Origin of the sequence: Thiosocius teredinicola (assembly GCF_002009425.1) — a bacterium.
GTDB classification, from domain to species: Bacteria; Pseudomonadota; Gammaproteobacteria; order Chromatiales; family Chromatiaceae; genus Thiosocius; species Thiosocius teredinicola.
This window is the reverse complement of record NZ_CP019936.1, coordinates 2,572,496-2,589,015: the sequence shown is the minus strand read 5'-3', so window position 1 is coordinate 2,589,015 and position 16,520 is coordinate 2,572,496. Positions and strand designations below refer to the sequence as shown.

15 protein-coding genes are annotated in these 16,520 nt (G+C 61.8%); 13 read left to right on the top strand and 2 right to left on the bottom strand.

Annotation, left to right across the window (positions count from 1 at the left end; genetic code table 11):
* Positions 1-88 precede the first annotated feature (88 nt).
* The 9 genes from B1781_RS12440 (at position 89) to B1781_RS12400 (ending at position 9,244) form a co-directional block, all read left to right on the top strand.
* Positions 89-1,261 carry a hypothetical protein gene (locus B1781_RS12440; protein WP_125932062.1) on the top strand — a complete coding sequence of 391 codons (1,173 nt, stop codon included), beginning with the start codon at positions 89-91 and terminating at the stop codon, positions 1,259-1,261.
* A gap of 399 nt (positions 1,262-1,660) precedes the next feature.
* Positions 1,661-1,951 carry a hypothetical protein gene (locus B1781_RS12435; protein ID WP_078119971.1) on the top strand — a complete coding sequence of 97 codons (291 nt, stop codon included), beginning with the start codon at positions 1,661-1,663 and terminating at the stop codon, positions 1,949-1,951.
* 48 nt (positions 1,952-1,999) lie between these two features.
* Positions 2,000-2,857 carry a hypothetical protein gene (locus B1781_RS23335; protein ID WP_174575392.1) on the top strand — a complete coding sequence of 286 codons (858 nt, stop codon included), beginning with the start codon at positions 2,000-2,002 and terminating at the stop codon, positions 2,855-2,857.
* A gap of 88 nt (positions 2,858-2,945) precedes the next feature.
* Positions 2,946-3,719, top strand: coding sequence for a cytochrome c3 family protein (locus B1781_RS12425; RefSeq protein ID WP_334223706.1), 774 nt, complete (start codon positions 2,946-2,948; stop codon positions 3,717-3,719).
* Positions 3,720-3,743: 24 nt separating this feature from the next.
* A complete protein-coding gene (locus tag B1781_RS12420; protein ID WP_078122038.1) occupies positions 3,744-6,326 on the top strand; it encodes a molybdopterin-containing oxidoreductase family protein in 2,583 nt (860 codons plus the stop codon).
* Positions 6,327-6,343: 17 nt separating this feature from the next.
* Positions 6,344-7,012 (top strand): 4Fe-4S dicluster domain-containing protein, encoded by a 669-nt coding sequence (locus B1781_RS12415; protein WP_078119969.1) that lies wholly within the window; start codon positions 6,344-6,346, stop codon positions 7,010-7,012.
* A 53-nt stretch (positions 7,013-7,065) separates the two neighbouring features.
* Positions 7,066-7,374, top strand: coding sequence for a c-type cytochrome (locus B1781_RS12410; RefSeq protein ID WP_078119968.1), 309 nt, complete (start codon positions 7,066-7,068; stop codon positions 7,372-7,374).
* 47 nt (positions 7,375-7,421) lie between these two features.
* The gene (locus B1781_RS12405) at positions 7,422-8,171 is read left to right on the top strand and encodes a TorD/DmsD family molecular chaperone (RefSeq protein ID WP_164513371.1); all 750 of its coding nucleotides are present in this window, start codon (positions 7,422-7,424) and stop codon (positions 8,169-8,171) included.
* 26 nt (positions 8,172-8,197) lie between these two features.
* Entirely contained in the window at positions 8,198-9,244 is a 1,047-nt protein-coding gene (locus B1781_RS12400) for a 4Fe-4S binding protein (protein WP_078119966.1), read from the top strand.
* A gap of 134 nt (positions 9,245-9,378) precedes the next feature.
* On the opposite strand, the gene B1781_RS12395 is transcribed toward B1781_RS12400, so the two are convergent.
* Both B1781_RS12395 and B1781_RS12390 read right to left on the bottom strand, forming a co-directional pair.
* Positions 9,379-11,487 carry a PhoX family protein gene (locus B1781_RS12395; RefSeq protein WP_125932060.1) on the bottom strand — a complete coding sequence of 703 codons (2,109 nt, stop codon included), beginning with the start codon at positions 11,485-11,487 and terminating at the stop codon, positions 9,379-9,381.
* Positions 11,484-11,765, bottom strand: coding sequence for a hypothetical protein (locus B1781_RS12390; protein WP_164513370.1), 282 nt, complete (start codon positions 11,763-11,765; stop codon positions 11,484-11,486). The genes B1781_RS12395 and B1781_RS12390 overlap by 4 nt, the downstream gene beginning before the upstream one ends.
* Positions 11,766-12,035: 270 nt before the next feature.
* Here B1781_RS12390 and B1781_RS12385 point away from each other — a divergent pair, with 270 nt between their 5' ends.
* The 4 genes from B1781_RS12385 to B1781_RS12370 are packed head-to-tail and all read left to right on the top strand — an operon-like array spanning position 12,036 to position 16,492.
* Positions 12,036-13,178 (top strand): hypothetical protein, encoded by a 1,143-nt coding sequence (locus B1781_RS12385; RefSeq protein WP_334223705.1) that lies wholly within the window; start codon positions 12,036-12,038, stop codon positions 13,176-13,178.
* Positions 13,175-14,935, top strand: a complete 1,761-nt coding sequence (locus tag B1781_RS12380) for an ABC transporter ATP-binding protein (protein ID WP_078119964.1) — start codon at positions 13,175-13,177, stop codon at positions 14,933-14,935. The genes B1781_RS12385 and B1781_RS12380 overlap by 4 nt, the downstream gene beginning before the upstream one ends.
* Positions 14,928-15,824 (top strand): alpha/beta fold hydrolase, encoded by an 897-nt coding sequence (locus B1781_RS12375; RefSeq protein ID WP_078119963.1) that lies wholly within the window; start codon positions 14,928-14,930, stop codon positions 15,822-15,824. Before B1781_RS12380 ends, B1781_RS12375 begins: the two co-directional genes overlap by 8 nt.
* Complete coding sequence (locus tag B1781_RS12370; RefSeq protein WP_125932059.1) at positions 15,821-16,492, top strand: hypothetical protein; 672 nt, start codon at positions 15,821-15,823, stop codon at positions 16,490-16,492. The genes B1781_RS12375 and B1781_RS12370 overlap by 4 nt, the downstream gene beginning before the upstream one ends.
* Positions 16,493-16,520: the final 28 nt, after the last annotated feature.

The window sequence follows — 16,520 nt, the reverse complement described above, 5'->3', positions numbered from 1 at the left end:
AATTGCGGCGCCCACGGCGCATGCTGGGCTTATGGCAGGCATCTTGCGTTGCCCGGTTGAGGCACAACCGATCAGCGGAGGTACGCCGATGTCGACCCGATGCACATTCGTGCTGTTTTCGTTTGCCCTGTTGGCGATGACAGGTTCCACGTCACTGTTTGCCGAGTCCGGCGATGGCGAGCTGCATAGCGGCAGCTCGTTGCAATCCGCATTGCAACAATCGGGTTGGCACACGGTGGTTGCCGATGACGGCAGCGTGGTGTTCCACGTACCGGCGCCGGCTGCTGCGCAACCCGAAGCCCAGGCGAAACCGCATCAGCAGCTGCGGCAGGAACTGGAGGCGCAAGGCTGGGCCACCTCGGATGCTCCGGACGGCGGTGTTTACTATTTCCCGCCCACTCCCAAGCCCACGTCCACTATCGAGCCCACGCCGCAACCGTCTCTGGCTGATCAAGTGAGCGGCGAACTTGAAGCGCAGGGCTGGCAGGCGCAGAAGCAGGCCGATGGCAGTGTGATCTATCGCCGTCCGCAGAGCTCGGAAGCCGCAGATGGTGATGATGACCTGCCGCCTATGCCGCAGTCATCGCTGACCGACCAACTGCGCGGCGAACTCGAAGCACAGGGCTGGCAGGCGCAGAAGCAGGCCGATGGCAGCGTGATCTATCGCCGCCCGCAGAGCTCGGAAGCGGCGGATGGTGATGATGACTTGCCGCCAACGCCAAAGTCATCGCTGACCGACCAACTGCGCGGCGAACTCGAGGCGCAGGGCTGGCAGGCGCAGAAGCAGGCCGATGGCAGCGTGATCTATCGTCGCCCGCAGACTTCGATGGAGCCGGATGCCGCGGCGCCCAACAAACCATCGAATGGCTTTGCCGACAGCCTGCGCGACGCGCTGGAAGCACAGGGTTGGGTGCGGCACACCAACGCCGACGGTGATGTCATCATGACCAAACCTGATACGACGCCCGACGCTGCAGAAGGAGGTACTGAGCCGGAGAGTCTGCCGTCTGCACCGTTGTTGCAGGACGCAGCGCCGCCAGACTCGGCGACTGGCTGGAACGCACAGATGTTGCGGCAGACCAATGAGCGCGATGTGTCGACAGCGGCCGCGTCGCGGCCGATAGCGCGCCATCGCTCGTTTGCCTATCCACCTCCTTGGCCGGGTTTCCGGCCCGCACCGGCCTGGATCACCAGACCGCCCACGTATTGGCGGCCGCAACCCTATTGGCCGCGCCCCCTGCCTGGTTTCCCGCCTTACTAACGTGCGCACGGCCATTGGCTGCGCCGTTCATCCGCTGCATACCGAACACATGACGATTTGACAGACGGTCGCTTCCGCACGGTCGGATCATATCTTCATCACCGCTGCTATCGACTTAAGTCGTTGACTATGCGGTACATCTGCGATCTTCCCGCGTTCGTCACAAGGGCTGCCGGTGACTGTGCCAAGGCACGTTGCGGGTTTGCCGATCGGTTCACGCTGACACATTGGCAGGAATTACCCGGCATAGCGCATCGACAGCCCGCCTCCTTTGGCAACAACCGTCGGATTTTCAGCGACTTGGAATGCGTGGCACAGAGCTTGCGCCGTAGCTCTCGCCAACCGGTGACGGACTGTCCGACCTGCCGGTGCAAGAAGACTGACACGAGGGGGAGATCGATGAAGCAAGCAAGGTTGGTTGTGCTCCTGGCAGCGGTGCTCGCAAGTGCCGCCAGTGTTCACGCCGACGTTGCGGTCATGGGGCTGGCGCCGGCTGAACGGCCGGAAGGCGCTCCGTGGATCGATCATGTCAATCATACGGGTGACTGGTACTCGCATGCCTTGCGCGGTGTGGACCAGCCATATCCGCATAGCCTGCGTTTTCTTGAGGACCAAGGTAACTGGCATACACCGTTCAATCGACCGGGTATGACCGGACGCTACGACATCCGCGGTTGGTATCAGCAATAACGCTAGCCGTGCCCGCTGGGCCGGTTCCACATCATCGGGGGAAGAACCATGAAACGAATGTGCAAGCGATTCAAAAAGGCATTGTTGGCCGCGACGGTCGGTTTGGTGTTCAGCGCCGGAACCGCGACGGCAGGTATGTCTGGGATGGGCGGCATGTCGGGAATGTCCGGCATGGGTGGTATGTCCGGAATGTCGGGCATGGGTGGCATGAGCGGCATGTCCGGCATGGGCGGTATGTCCGGAATGTCGGGCATGGGCGGTATGTCCGGCTATTTCCAGATCACGCCGCAAGGCCAGATTTACTTTTATCCCGCTCAGCAGGGCATGAGCGGCATGTCCGGAATGTCGGGCATGGGTGGTATGTCCGGTATGGGCGGCATGTCGGGGATGTCCGGCATGTCGGGGATGTCCGGCATGGGTGGTATGTCCGGCATGGGCGGTATGTCCGGGATGTCGGGCATGGGTGGCATGAGCGGCATGTCCGGCATGGGCGGTATGTCCGGAATGTCGGGCATGGGCGGCAACTGGGTCTGGGTTCCGTCCGGCATGTCGGGAATGTCCGGCATGGGCGGAATGTCGGGCATGGGCGGTATGTCCGGAATGTCGGGCATGGGTGGCATGAGCGGCATGTCCGGCATGGGTGGCATGTCCGGAATGTCGGGCATGGGAGGCATGTCTGGGATGTCCGGTATGGGCGGCATGTCCGGTTACTTCCAGATCACGCCGGAAGGACAGATCTACTTCTATCCCGCACAGCAGGGCATGAGCGGTATGTCGGGTATGGGCGGCATGTCGGGAATGTCCGGCATGGGTGGCATGTCCGGCATGTCGGGCATGGGAGGTATGTCTGGGATGTCCGGTATGGGCGGCATGTCGGGAATGTCCGGCTGGACGCCGCCGAACTGACGGCCTAGCCCCCTTCACGCTAATCAACAAGCACAGGGACGTGCGTCTTTTCCTGCCAATTTGTTGTGAGGTCATCGCGATGATCCGTATGCAGACACCTTGGGTGCTGATCTGGCTGCTGGCGCTGTGTGGCGTAGCCGCCGCGGCGTCCAACGGCAGCAGTTACGACCAGTCGCGTTGGAACGAGATCCATTTCAAACCCGCCATCGAACAGGCGACCGATGCGCAGTGTCTTGCGTGCCATCGAGAGATCGTCGACCGGCGCGTGCTCGAGTCCTCGCCGGCCGGTATTCCGGCACAGAGCACGCTGGCCTGGTATCAGACACTCGACACCTATCAAGGCGAGCAGGACACGTTTCACCGTCGCCATCTGGTTACGGCGTATGCAAAGCAGGTGATGAACCTGCGCTGCAACACCTGCCACCAGGGCAACGACCCGCGCGAGGAGACGGCCAACTCGTCGGCGACGGGGCCAAGCGATCTGGTCCAGCGCAAACAGGTCGATCCGCAGATCTGCCTGATGTGCCACGGCCAATTCAATTACCAGGTGATGGGCGTGCCCGGCAGCTGGCTCGAACACGGCAAGCTGTTCGGCGACAACTGCCTGACCTGTCACGCGGCCGTGCGCACCAACCGTCACCAGGTGAACTTCCTCCAACCCGAGGCGATCGAGCAGGCCGCGCAGAAAGACAGCGACGTGTGCTACGGCTGTCATGGCGGACGCGCCTGGTACCGCATCAATTATCCCTATCCGCGTCATGCCTGGCCGGGCGATGGCGGGGTGGTGCCCGAATGGGCGAAAGATCGTCCGACCAGTTCCAATCCACGCTTTGCGGTCACCTCGCAAGCGAATGACCACTGACCACCCGTGCCGTCGGAGAACCACATGAATGACGACAAGTCATACGACTTCCTGAACGACCGGCTGAACATGACACGGCGTTCGTTTATCAAGAGCACGGCGGCCGGTGCGGCTGCACTCGGCGCCGGCAGTCTGGTCAAGACCGATACCGCCAACGCGTTCGCCTATGAGCCGTATCCGCGCGACGACGAACTGCAGACGGTGGTCACCAGCTGTGCCCACAACTGCGGTTCGCGGCACATGCTGGTGGCGCACAAGAAGGGCGATGTGATCGTGCGTATCTCGACCGACGACGGGCGTTATCAGCGCGATGGCTTTTTCGACAAGGACACCGAGGACGAACCACAGTTACGCGGTTGCCTGCGTGGGCGCTCGTACCGCCAGCGGCTGTATTCGGCGGAACGCCTGCTGTACCCGATGGGTCGGGTCGGCAAGCGCGGTGAGGGCAAGTTCAAACGTATCAGCTGGGACGAGGCGCTCGACTATGTCGCGCGCAAGATGATCGAGCTGAAGAACAAGTACGGTTCGACGGCGTTGCTCGACCAGAGCTACGCCGGCGCATCGTATGGCGTATTGCACAAGTCTGATCAGATCGAGGGGCTGCTCGGGCGCTTTCTCGGTATGTTCGGCTGCCGCACCAACTCCTGGTCGGTGCCGTCGTACCAGGGCACCACGGCAAGCTCGCGCTGGACGTTCGGCACCATCGAAGACGGTAACGAAGACGACACCTTCGCGCATTCGAAGCTGATCATCATGTGGGGTTGGAACCCCGCCTATACCTTCCACGGCGGCAACACCTTCTACTACATGCGCATGGCCAAGCAGCGTGGCTGCAAGTTCGTGCTGATCGATCCGCAGTACACCGATTCGGCGGCGGCCTACGACGCCTGGTGGATCCCGATCCGGCCGAACACCGATGCCGCGATGATGGCCGGCATGGCGCACTACATCTTCGTCAACAACCTGCAGGACCAGGCGTTCATCGATCGCTTCTGCCAGGGTATGGATGCCGGCACCATGCCGGACTGGGCCACCAACTCGGCGAACGGCACCGAGAACTTCAAGGACTACATCCTGGGCACCTACGACGGCGTGCCCAAGACACCTGAATGGGCCGCCGCGATCTGCGGCGTATCGGCCGACGACATCAGAAAACTGGCCGACATGTATGCGCGCACCAAGCCCGCCGCGCTGAAGGCCTCGTGGGCACCGGGACGCAATGCCTACGGCGAACAGTACAACCGCATGGCGGCCGCACTGCAGGCGATGACCGGCAATATCGGTGTGCTCGGCGGTTGTGCCGAAGGCGTCGGCAAGGCGTGGCACGCCGAGGCGGTGGCGTATCCGTATGACCAGTACGCCAACATCTGGTTTGCCTCGATCAAGTCGGATCGCTGGGCACATTGCGTATTGAACTATCCGAACGTGAAACGCGAGGAGATCGGCCTGTGGCCGAGGCAGGATCAGACCGATGGCATGATCCCCAACATCAAGGGCATCTTCTGGCAGGGATCGGACTGGTTCAATCAGCTCACCAACATCAACAAAGAGATCCAGGCAATGGACAAGTTGGAGTTGGTGGTGTGCATGGACTCGACGATTACGCCGTCGGGTCTGTATGCCGACGTGCTGCTGCCGATCGCGACGCACTTCGAACGCCACGATGTCGCCTTGCCCTGGTACAAGGGGCACTACTACATCCACCGGCCGAAGGTGATCGAGCCGCTCGGTGAATCCAAGTCGGACCTGCAGGTATTCACCGAATTGGCCTATCGCCTTGGCCACCTGACCGGGATCGGTGACTACTTCGGCAAGACCTACAACCCGAAGGCCGACCGCAGCTATTTCAACAATCCCGACGCCGTCGATGAGGCCTACCTGCGTGACTGGTGGGAGGGCAAGGTGATGCCGCACCAGCACGTCGACATGGGCTGGGACGAGTTCAAGCAGCGCGGCGTGTACAAGTTCAAGCTCGATCAACCGCACGTCGCGTTTCGTGAGCAGGTCGAGAACGGCAAGCCGTTTCAGACGCCATCGGGGCGGATCGAGATCCTGAGCAGCGAACTGGGACAGATCGCCGATTGGACGCGCACCATGTACGGCTACCACATCCCATCGATACCGAAATGGATCGAGCCGTGGGAGTCGCTCAACAGCCCCAAGACCAGCGAGTATCCGTTTCACCTGATCTCGCCGCACCCGCGCTGGCGTACCCACTCGATCTTCAACAACTGCACCTGGCTGCGCGAGACCTACGAGCAGGAGGTGACGCTGAACGCCGCCGATGCCAGGGGGCTCGGCATCAAGACCGGCGATCGCGTCGAGGTGTGGAACGATCGCGGCATGGTCGTGGTGCCGGCCTATGTCACCGAGCGCTGCATGCCGGGCGTGGCGGTGCTGCACGAAGGCGCCTGGTTGGACCTGGACGAGAACGGCGTCGACCGTTCCGGCAACCCCGACGTGCTGACACTCGATGAACCCAGCCCGGCCGGGGCCTTCGCCTACAACACCGTGCTGTGCAACATGCGCAAGTCCGAACTGGAGCACCGCCCCGGGTGGGACAGGATGGCGACCGCGCGATCCCACGTTTTTCGTCGTGACCTCTGATGCAGGAGGCTGGATAGATGAAGAAGATCAAAGATCGGGCGGCGCTCAAGACTGCCATCAAGCGACGCAAGAAGGCGGTGTATGAGCCGGTCAAACCGGCGCAGCAACTCGGCTTCGTGCACAACAACGTCGATTGCATCGGTTGCCGCGCCTGCGAGATCGCGTGCAAGGACAAGAACGGCCTGCCGCCCGGTCCGCGTTTCCGCCGTGTGCAGTACGTTGAAGGCGGCACCTATCCCGACGTGTTCGCCTACAAGGTGAACGTCTCGTGCAACCACTGCGCCGAGCCGGCGTGTCTGCCGACCTGTCCGACCGGTGCGATCTGGAAGCGCGCAGACAACGGCATCGTCGATATCGATTCGACACTGTGCATCGGCTGTCGGCGCTGCGAGGCGGCCTGTCCGTACGGTGCGCCGCAATGGGATCCTGAGGCGCAGATCGTCAAGAAGTGCAACCTGTGCATCGACGAGTTGGAGGCGGGGCGCAAACCATACTGCGTGATGGCCTGCATGATGCGCGTGCTCGACGTCGGGCCGATCGATCTGTTGCGCCTCAACGAGTACGCCACTAAGGCGATCGCGCCGCACGAGGCGCCGGTCGATGCGGTCAAGAACTTCGCCGATCCGAAGCTCACCCATCCCTCTATCGTTTTCGTTCCACACAGCAAGGGCAGGGTGGACAAATAGTCCGCCCCGGTCACTTGCGCAGCGTGAAAGTCACCACCAGGAGGATATCCAGCATGTCGAAAGAAACAACCTTGATCGGGGCCGTCGCGAGCCTGCTGTTGTGTGGTCCGGCACTGGCCGACATGGCGTTGGCCCAGGCCAAGGGCTGCACCGCCTGTCACCAGGTCGAGACCAAGCTGGTCGGCCCGTCGTACAAGGAGGTGGCCGCCAAGTACCAGGGCGATGCCAACGCAAAGGCGATGCTGATCGGCAAGGTGCGCAACGGCGGCGTGGGTGCCTGGGGCGAGATCATGATGCCGCCCAACACCACGGCGAGCGATGCCGAGCTCGATACCCTGATCACCTGGGTTCTGGCCCAGTAGTGCGCAAGCCGATGACCGGCCGTGCCGGCATCGCTGGAGGCGTTCAAATGAATCCATCGCTGACGCGTTTTCGTACTGAAGTCGCACTCGACCTGATGACGCTGGCGCAGCTGCATGATCGCGAGCTGACACCGGCAACGCTGCAGGCCTTGAAGAAGGCGGACTTTCCGCACTGCTTTGCCTTCAAGCTCACCGGCAGCACCGCTGCCGAAGCGGTGCTGGTGCTCGAATCGGCGCTCGCCGAACTCGACGGCAGTCGCGCCCAGTGCGACGAACTGGCGGCGGACTATGCGGCGATCTACCTGACCCATGCCTATGTTGCCGCGCCGTGTGAATCGGTGTGGCTCGACGATGACGGGCTGGCGATGCAGGCGCCGATGTTTGAGGTGCGCAAGATCTATGCGCGTTTCGGCTTCTGTGCGCCCAACTGGCGGATGCGCAGCGACGATCACCTGGTGCACCAGATCCAGTTCCTCGCCGAACTGCTCGACCCGCGTGAGCCCGACGGCATGAACGAGTGCGCACGTTTTCTCGACGACCACACGTTGCGATGGCTGCCGGACTTTGTACGGCGCGTCGCCGCGCGGGCGCAGACGCCGTTCTACGCCGGTGTGGCATTGTTGACGCACGCGCTGCTCGACGAACTGCGCGATGTGCTGGCCGAAATCATCGGTGAGGCGCGGCCGAGCCCCGAAGAGATCGAGCAGCGTGCACAACGTGCGGCACGTGAGCGCCGGGAGGCCGTTGCCGTGCCGTTGCCGGATCGCTATGTGCCGGGAACGGCGCCATCGTGGTGATCCGGGTCTTGAACGCATTGCCCTGAATGGCCATCGACGACGCTGACGACGGCGTAGACGCCGAAGGCCATGCGTGGCTGCCGACGTTGCATGCCGAACGCTGTGTGCACACGCATGTCGAGGTCGCATCTTGCGATCGCTGCGTTGCCGCCTGTCCGCACGACGCCTGGGTGCTCGACGACGAGCAGTTGGCCGTAGACACTGCACGCTGCGACGGTTGCGGCCTGTGCGTGGCGGCGTGCCCGGAGGGCGCGCTCGCCCATGACCATGAGCCACAGCGTCGGCGCGTGGCGCGCGATCCGGTGTTGTTCGCCGCCTGCCGGCATGCTGCGTCCGATCTGCCGGGCACACGCGTTCCCTGCGTGCATGCATTCACCATCGAGCAGTTCGCCGGCTGGTATGTGAACGGCGTGCGCCGCTTGTGGATGGTAGCGGGACAATGCGAGGGCTGCGCCTGCCACACTCAGGCTGCGAACAACCCGGCATGGCAACGCCTCAATCGCCTGTTGGATGCCTGTGGACTGACTGCATTCGAGGTATCGATGTTGCCGACCGAGGATTGGCGACGGATATACCTGCAAAGCTCACCTGACAGCAGCAAGGGTGCGGATAGCGGTCGGCGAAATTTTCTGCGCCGTATGTTCGCCACGACCGCGCCGTCTGCCGCTGAGAACAGCGAGTGGCGACCGGCCGGTGTGCTGATCTGGCCGTTGGTTCAGGACAGGGCCGCGTTGCACGTACCCAATATCGATGTTGAACGTTGTAGCGGCTGCGATGCCTGTGCGCGTGTGTGCCGACACGCGGCGATCGTGGTCACCTCAGATCCTGCAGCTTACGTGATCGACCCGGCGGCCTGCACCGGGTGCGGCGTGTGTCAGGATGTATGCGAGCAATCGGCGATTGCCCTGGCCGAATGTGCGCCGGTCAACGTTATGGTAGTGCCGTTGTCCGATCGGCGTTGTCGCTCCTGCGGGGCGAACTATCACCAGCCATCGCTCGATACCGTCATCGATGGACGGTGTCCCGTCTGCCGGCACGCCGATCATGCGAGCAAGCTGTTTCAGGTTGTGTGACTGGCGTCAGATCGACCTCCTCGTTGTCCACCGGCGTTCAAAACTGCTGAGGAAGCGACATCGGTCGGATCGCAAAAAAACCCGTTCCAGCGGAACTGGAACGGGCAAGAGGTCGAGAACGGATGGGTTGTCGATCAGGCGCCGATCTTCTTGCCGGTGACTTCGCGCACGGCGATCAGGCTCGGCTTGGAGACATCGGTTTCAGATAGCGGCCAGATCTTGTCGAAGGCCTCGCCATCGTTCGGGTGCTGGATCGCACAGAAGAAAGTCTTGTTGTCGCCGGAAAACTCAGGTCCGCAGACCTCGCCGCCGGGAACACCTGACAGGAACTGGCGCAGCAGGCCGCGGTCGGGACCTTCGACCGGCACCGCAAACACGCCGTCGTTCTGCCCGAAGCCGACACTGCCACTGAAGTATTGACCGTCGGTGGAGATCCACAGGTTGCCGTCGCTGTCGTGCACCAGGTTGTCCGGGTCGGAGATCGGGCTGACGCCGGCGGCGACCGGATCGTCGACATCGCCGAAGCTGGTGTCGTGTTCGGCAACCGTAGGATCGCCGCACTTCACCAGGATGTTCCAGGCAAAGGTCTGCGCACCGGCGTCATTGCCATCTTCGATGATCTCTACGACATGCCCATGCTGGTTGTCGATACGCGGGTTGGCCTCGTTCGGCTCGGTGCGGCGTGAGTTGTTGGTCAGCGCGACGTACACCTTGCCGGTCTTCGGGCTGATCTCGATATCTTCCGGCCGGTCCATAGGCGTAGCGCCGAGCGCGTCAGCCGCGCCTCGGGTGTTGAGCAGCACCTCTTCCTGGCTGTTGAAACCTGCCTGATCGAGCGCATTGCCCGGTTTCCAAACCAAGGGCAGCCATACGCCCGTGCCCATGTCGTCGCCCTCGACCTCACCGGCATCGAAACGTGCGACGAACAGGGTGCCCCTGTCGAGCAGGTCTTTGTTGGCGGCGCGGTTGTACTTGTTGTACCGACCCTTGGACACGAACTTGTACACGTACTCGAAGCGTGCGTCGTCACCGGAATAGACGGCGACCTGACCGTTTTTGGCGATGCGTGAGGCGGCGCCTTCATGCTTGAAGCGGCCCAACGCGGTACGTTTCTTCGGCTTGGCATTCGGATCGTAGGGGTCGATCTCGACGATATAACCGAAGCGGTTGTACTCGGTTGGCTCTTGGGCCAGATCGAAACGCGACACATAGTCTTCCCAGCGACGGCCGGTCTCTGCGTCTTCGGCCGGGATGCGTTCACTCAGCGACTTGACCTCGGCCGGCACGCTGTCGAAATTGGCAAAGTACTGATCGAAGTTCTCTTCGCAGGTCAGGATCGTGCCCCAGGGCGTCTTGCCGCCGGCGCAGTTGTTGAAGCAACCGAGAACTGTTTCGCCGGCCGGATCGGTGCTGGTCTGCAGCATCGGGTGGCCGCGCAGCGGACCGCTGATCTCGATCGGCGTCGTGCCGGTCACACGGCGGTTGAAGGGTGCGCTGATATCGAAATGCCAGGCGCCATCGAAGTTCTGGTAGACCTGAACGATCGAGAAGCCGTGCGCCTCGATCTCGGTCTCCACCTGGTCGAGGGTCGGGCTGCCCGACACGTAGCCGGGGAACATGTCATCGCCGCTGGTGTATTCGTGGTTGACGACCATCAGCGCATCGTCGCTGCTGTGATGCTTGAGTAGCGGATACTGCATACCGATCAGGCGGTCGGCCAGGCGGGTGAGCTTGCCGGTGAGCTTGACCGACCGCGTCACATAGCGCGGCAGCGGATACCACAGTACCAGGTCGGCGTTATACCCGAACTGCTGCGCCTGCGATGCGCCGGTCTGGTTGTTGACATCGAACGGCGGTGCATCGGGGGTCAAGGGGTCGCCCCATTTCAGAATCACGTCGACCGTGTAGTTGGGCGGTACCACGACATCGACCTCGTTACCGGGTGGAACCGTTTCGAAGGTCAGACGATCACCGGGGTTGCGGCCATGGCCATGGTGCCGGCGACGTTTCCAGCCGGCCTCGGCATCGTCGCTGGCCAGCATCAGGGCACTCGGCGTGATCACCAGGGTGGCGCCGGCGGCGACGCCTTTGAGCATGGCGCGGCGGCTCATCGCCTTGTGCATCACCGTCTGGATCGGTTCTGCGGCGGTCGGGCGTGCGGCGCTGCCCGGCAGCACATCCGCGGTGCCGTCATCTTCCCAGACGGTCTGATTCTTCGGGTCTTCGAGAGACTTGTCGGTCACGTTGTTTCTCCGTTTGGCACGTGTTGGATTGATTGGTTGAAGCAGGGGCGATCGCGCAGAATGGAATGCCGAACTACCTTTTCATGGGTGATCCACTGAAATTTGCCGCCGTTGAGGTGCGGTGAAACGAGGTGGACCGTCTTCGTCACGTCTGGGTTGGCAACGGCGAATGCCGAAAGGGTGGTCGTCGGTTCGTTCGCAACGATGTGTACATCTGTCATCGCACGCCACGGTCGGGTTTGGTGGATTCGTAGAACGAGGCAGTAGAAATCGTCCAACCGCTTCTGCGCGACAGGGTGCACGATAGAAATGAAAGTTTTATGACCGGGTAGGCAGCGTTTGCCGGCGGTTGCGTTGTCGAGGTGGGCGCCCGCGAGAGTCAGCGGCGGTGCGGGATTCGGACTGGTTTTACTCGGATCGTGATGGCAGGGGATGAAAAACGCGACATGGACCGTTTATTTTCCAAAGCTGATCGAACGATGTCTCTGGTTGGCATGCAACATTAATCTGGGTTATGAATCCATTGCGGGTATGGACGGGTATCGGGTATGAAATTCGTAGATGAAGGCGACGACTACGGGCAACGTTTCCAGAACGAAGAGCATGCGGACGAGGGTGCCGGCCGCGCGCTGGTTACGGGCGAGGCGTCGGGCCAATGGCTGCACGCCGCTCGGGCGCGTCTCAGCCGCGCACGCCGCGGTTTTTCGACGCGTCGCGCCGACATCTCTGAGGCCGAGTATCTGCTCACCGGCGGCGTGGTCCCGCAACCCGGCGACCTAGTTCTTGCCCAAGTCACGAACATCGGGCAGCACACCCGGATCGAGCAGCCGGACGGCCGACGTGCGCAGCTTTATGTCGGCGATGAAATCGTTGTCGCCTACGGCAACCGCTATGCGCCGGATCAGTTCGAGGCCGAGGTGCCCGATGATCTGGGGGCGTGTCACCTGGTGGCAGCCGGCGGAATCGCCTCCCAGCTGATCAACAAGAATTCACGCATGAAGAACCCGACCCGCATCACGCCGATCGGGTTGCTGGCCGATGCGGACCTCAAACCGCTGAATCTCAAAAAGTGGCGCGTCGATGGCCAGTCGATCCCGAAACAGCTGCCGCCGGTAATCGTGGTTGCAGGCACCGCGATGAACGCGGGTAAGACGACAGCCGCCGCGCGCCTGATCAAAGGCCTCGAACGTGCCGGCAAGCGTGTCGGCGGGGCCAAGGTGACCGGGACCGGGGCAGGTGGCGACTATTGGCAGATGAAGGATGCCGGCGCTGTCGATGTGGTGGATTTCACTGATGCCGGTTATGCCTCCACCTATCTGCTCGGAACCAAGGAACTGGAACAGGGTTTCCTGCGTCTGCTGAGCTACCTCGGCAACCGTAACCTCGATGCAATCGTCGTCGAGGTGGCCGATGGCATTCTGCAGACCGAGACGGCCGAGTTACTGGCGTCGCGCGGATTCGGTTTCTACTGCAGTAAGCTGATATTCGCCGCCAGTGACGCCATCGGTGCGCATGCCGGGGTGCAATGGTTGCACTCAAAGGGGTTGAAGGTCGGCGCTATCAGCGGTTCTCTGACGGCTTCGCCGCTGGCTGTTCGTGAGGCCATGACCGCGACCGGTCTGCCGGTGCTCAGCAAGCAGGCGCTGGCCGACCCCGACGTGGCACTCGGGCTGCTGGGCGAGTCGGCATGAGTGCGATTCGCTTACCGTCGCTGTTCATACGCCGAAGGCGGGCCACGCTTCTGAAGCTCGTCCTGAACGGTATGACGCAAGGTGTGCTCGCTATTGCGGGCGCCTGGTTGGTGATGTCGATTTTTGACGGCCTGGGCAAACAGGCCGACCACGCGGCTTGGTGGTTTGCCGGGCTGGCCTTGATCGTCGTATCCGGCGTGATGCTGCGGCGAACCGAGCGTGTGCATGCCGAATGGCTCGGCCAGAACTATGCGGCGTCGATCCGACGGCGACTCTATAAACGCCTGTTGTTCAGCGACCAGCGCACGTTGCAGCGTCGACGCACAGGCGGTCTGTTGTTGAAGTTCGTCGGCGATCTGTCGGCATTGCGCCGCTGGGTAAGCCTGGGAATGGCGCGTTTGCTGGTGGCCGGGGTCGCGACGCTGATTGCGATGACCGCACTGGCCTGGCTCCACTGGCCGTTCTTCGTGGCCGTGTCGGCGGTACTGAGCGTGTCGGCAGCGTGGATCGTCTACCAGGGCGGCACCTTGCGCGAGGCGATTGCAGAATCGCGCCGCTGCCAGGCGAATATCTCGAGCAATGTAACCGAGAAACTGCACAACCTCAGCACGGTACAGGCATTTGGTCAGGCGGAACGCGAACAGAAAGTGCTGCGCCGCCAGTCGGATCGGCTGCTGCGGGCGTCGGTCGGCAAGGCAGCGAAGATCGGCACTTTGCGCGGCGTGATCGAAGCGGCGGCAGGCGCCTGCGTTCTCGCCGTGTTGTTGATGGCCTATCTGTTTCCTCCCCCCGATCTGACGGCCGGTATGGTTGCCGCAGTGGTCAGCATCATCGGTTTTCTCACGCCGCCGCTGAGAGACCTTGGGCGGGCACATGAATACTGGTTGGGCGCCGAGGTGGCCAAGGACAACCTGCGTTCTGTCATGCGGGGTGCGGTGCGGGTGCGTGACCGCCGCGACAGCGTACCCTTGAACATCGATCGCGCTGAGATCCAGTTGGACGATGTATCGGTGAGCGGGGTGTTCGACGCCGTTAATGTTCACATAAGGAACGGCTGCAAAATTCTCCTGAGTGGCGCGAACGGGAGTGGAAAATCGACTTTATTGGGGCTGATCGGCCGGTTGTTCGATCCGGACAAGGGACGGATTCTGATCGATGGACAGGACATCGCCGGCGTACGCATGGCGTCATTGCGCCGCCAGGTGGCTTTCGTCAGCAGCGATATCCCGCTGTTGCGAGGCACGTTGAAGAAGAATCTTTGTTATGGCGCGGAGACGGATCTTTGCGATGACGTCGCAGCCGTCATTGAACGCTTCGACTGCGGCGACGTGTTCAATCGTTTGCCGGACGGCCTCGATACGCGAATCGCCGAAGGTGGCAGCAATCTCTCGCAGGGTGAGCGCCTGCAGATTTCGCTGGTGCGCGCCTTGTTGCGTCGCCCACGCATTCTGCTGTTGGACGAAGCGGATGCCAATCTCGACAGCGATGCGGTCAAGACGCTTGAACGCGTCATCGAGCGATTCGAGGGTACCCTGATCATGGCATCGCATCGGCGTCGAAATCTGCATCTGTTCGACGAACAGTGGTTGTTGAAAGGTGGCGCGATTGTCTCGGCCGCTACCAGCTCGAATGTCTCGCGTCTGCATAAGGGCAGGGCGCGCGAGGTTCCAGATGATGAGGCGCCGTCGACAATGTCCGGTGCAGAGGCCGGACGATCGGTTGCCGATCATGACGTAGAACGGGATCGCTATGCGTAGTGACGATCGATCATTGACCGCGCAAGTCGACCGGGTGATCAGGGCAACGTCGTTCTCGTCGCCCGAGATCGATTACTACCTGTATCGGCCTTCGTCGCACGCGCAGCACCGACGGATTCTGGTCAGCGTGCATGGCGTGTCGCGCAATGCCGAAGAGCACATCCAACTGTTTCGGCCGCTGGCCGATCGTTATGGTGCATTGCTGATTGCACCGTTGTTCACCAACCGCGACTTTCGCGATTACCAACGACTCGGTCGTCGAAAGCATGGCCCGCGTGCCGATCTTGCTTTGATCCGGGTGCTGAACGAGGTGGCACTGCACATCGGTTGCGACACGTCCTGCGTCGACTTTTTCGGGTTCTCCGGCGGTGCGCAGTTCGTCCATCGCTTTGCCATGGCCCACGGAACACGGGTCAGGCGCATGGTACTGGGTGCGGCAGGGTGGTACACGATGCCCGACGATTCGTTGGCTTACCCGCACGGGATCGCCAATGCGCGCGGTCTCGATGCCGTGCGGCTCAGTGCCAAGTCGGCGACGCGTATGCCGACCTTGGTGCTGGTAGGCGATCAGGATGACAAGAATGACGATGAGGAACTGAATTTGTCTGAAGTTGTGTGCAGAACGCAAGGCAACAATCGGGTTGAACGCGCACGTGCCTGGCAGGCGGCGATGAATCGCTATGCGAGCCGACACGGGCTGATGCCGAAGGTTGATCTCGATCTCCTCAACGGTGTCGGGCATTCATTCAGCCAGGCGGTACACGCAGGTTCACTGGCCGATCGGGTTTTTTCGCATCTGTACGGTGAATTGGAAGTGGTTTCGCGCAGATGGAGCGAAGCTTCAATGAATCCGGAGCAGCAGTGCCAGACAGTGGAAAACGTAACATGAGCATTCGAGTAAACGATCGACAAAGACAATTGAACGGCCCGTGGCAGATTGCTGCGATGTTTGGCCTGTTGTTGTGGGCCGGTATTGCCCAAGCCGGGCTCTCGGTAGGTAGTGTCGTCGTTTATTCGGATGGCAAGGTCGAACGCTTTCTGGGCGAACAGGATGGCAAGCTGATCTGGGAAGACGACCGCAAACGACGCTACGTCAAGTCGAAGAATCCCATCGTGCCGGTGTTGGAACGAATCAGCCTGGTAAGCGGAAAGGGCTACCGTCAGCCGATAAGCAGCGGCGATCCCGCCACAATCGACAAGCTGGGGGCAGGCCAAGCGGTCGAGTTCACGGTATCGCGCATCCGCGACGATGGGCGACGGTCGGAACGTCGGTGGGAGTGTCAACGCACCGGTAATGCAAGCGTCCGCGTGCTCGGGGTCGACCGCCGGGTCGAGCAGTTCCGCTGCATCCGATTTATCGTGCACCGGAAGTTTTGGCACAAGGTCGTCAAGGAACAGCTGGACTTTGCTTACAGCCGCGAACTGGAGTTGGTCGTGAAACGGGAACGCCGGTATCGCGACAAGACCCGTACCCGCGAGGTCGCGGCGATTCTTCCGCCTGGGCAAGCTTCTTACGAGCGCCTGTCGAAATTGGTTCGTGATATTCGCGAAGACTAGCAAGCGCGGCAGATCGCTTTGCGTGAGC